The 1,218-nt window shown below is 50.0% G+C and carries 2 protein-coding genes; both read left to right on the top strand.

Translation table 11 applies throughout. The annotated features are described in order from the left end of the window. A partial coding sequence (locus tag KDK19_RS08525; protein WP_257291737.1) for a hypothetical protein occupies positions 1 to 539 on the top strand: 539 nt, incomplete at its 5' end. A gap of 96 nt (positions 540 to 635) precedes the next feature. Then, entirely contained in the window at positions 636 to 1,091 is a 456-nt protein-coding gene (rimI, locus tag KDK19_RS08520; RefSeq protein ID WP_257254733.1) for a ribosomal protein S18-alanine N-acetyltransferase, read from the top strand. The last annotated feature ends 127 nt before the right edge of the window (positions 1,092 to 1,218 follow it).

Raw genomic sequence — 1,218 nt, 5'->3', positions numbered from 1 at the left:
CAGTAAAACAGCGCGTTATTAATGAACACCAGTCAGAAGAAACCAGCAAGTTCAGGCTTGTAACTTTGGCTGCAAACGAACACTGTCTGGTAGTCGCTGAAATGCCTCACTCCGGACTGAATCAATTTTCACGCTTTCACCAGCGATTACTCAGCGATATTCTTCGCGCCATTCAATTGCCAGCAGAGTCTGAAACTCTGCCTTTCAGTGACTTTGTCTGGCCACTGGGAAATATTGGCCTGATGGAGCACCTTAGTCAGAATGACTCTGCCGCTGCTGACGCAGTATGCGCCTACCTTAGTAACCAGTTTGGACTGGCCAGACGAAAAGTGGTCCTGCTCTTTGGTCAGGCAGCAGCCCGTTTTGTTATAGATCCCAACCGACCATTCAGCGAACTGAGGGGTTTGCAGAAAGGCCTTCATTCCCATCAACACTTTATCGTCACCCACGGCCTTAATGAGTTAATGAAACTTCCAGCCCTCAAGTCAGAAGCCTGGCAGGATATTTCTCCGATCATCAAAGAGCTGACCTCGTCATAATCCTCTCCACAAACGCAAAATTGATTATGCTCAGCAACCGGTGCTGGTGTCATACGCCCGATATCCCTCAGTTATCACGGAAAGAGAAAACTTATTATGCTGTCATTTAGAGCAATGACTCATCAGGACATTCCGGAGCTAGAGGCTATCGAGCAGCAAGCCGGGCCTCACCCCTGGAATCAAAAGCACTACCTGAATAGTATCGACTCAGGCTATCTCTGCATGGTAGCCGAGCACGAGGGCAGAATTGTTGCCCAGGGAGTCGTCATGCTGGTTGCAGGAGAGGCCAGCCTGTTGATTCTGACTGTCTCTCGCAACGAACAGGGCAAAGGCTTCGGCGCTGCCATGCTGAATCAACTCATCGACGCTTCAGCCAAACAGGCTGAAACCCTGTTTCTTGAGGTGCGGGAATCCAACAAAAAAGCATTCAGCCTCTACCTGAAGTCAGGCTTCAGCGAAATTGGCCGCCGCAAAAACTACTACCCGGCCAGCAAAAATCATAAGGCTGAGGACGCTATTGTTATGGCCTTGGATCTGAGTGTCAGGGAGTGACCGGACAATCACCCAGCCAACTGCCGGTAACAGGATCTCTGCCACATTCAGCAAGCAGCCACTCAAAGTACACTTCTAGCAGCCTGTCGGACTTAAGGCTGTCCTACTGCGGTTGCAATAAATTGGT

The sequence above is a fragment of the Endozoicomonas sp. ONNA1 genome, assembly GCF_024606325.1.
GTDB lineage: Bacteria > Pseudomonadota > Gammaproteobacteria > Pseudomonadales > Endozoicomonadaceae > Endozoicomonas_A.
Note: the sequence above shows the minus strand (reverse complement) of the source record. Positions and strands in the feature narration are given on the sequence as shown.

Bases quoted from the DNA above. Each gene is read 5' to 3' on its own strand.
- rimI (WP_257254733.1), top strand. From the start codon at position 636: ATGCTGTCATTTAGAGCAATGACTCATCAGGACATTCCGGAGCTAGAG.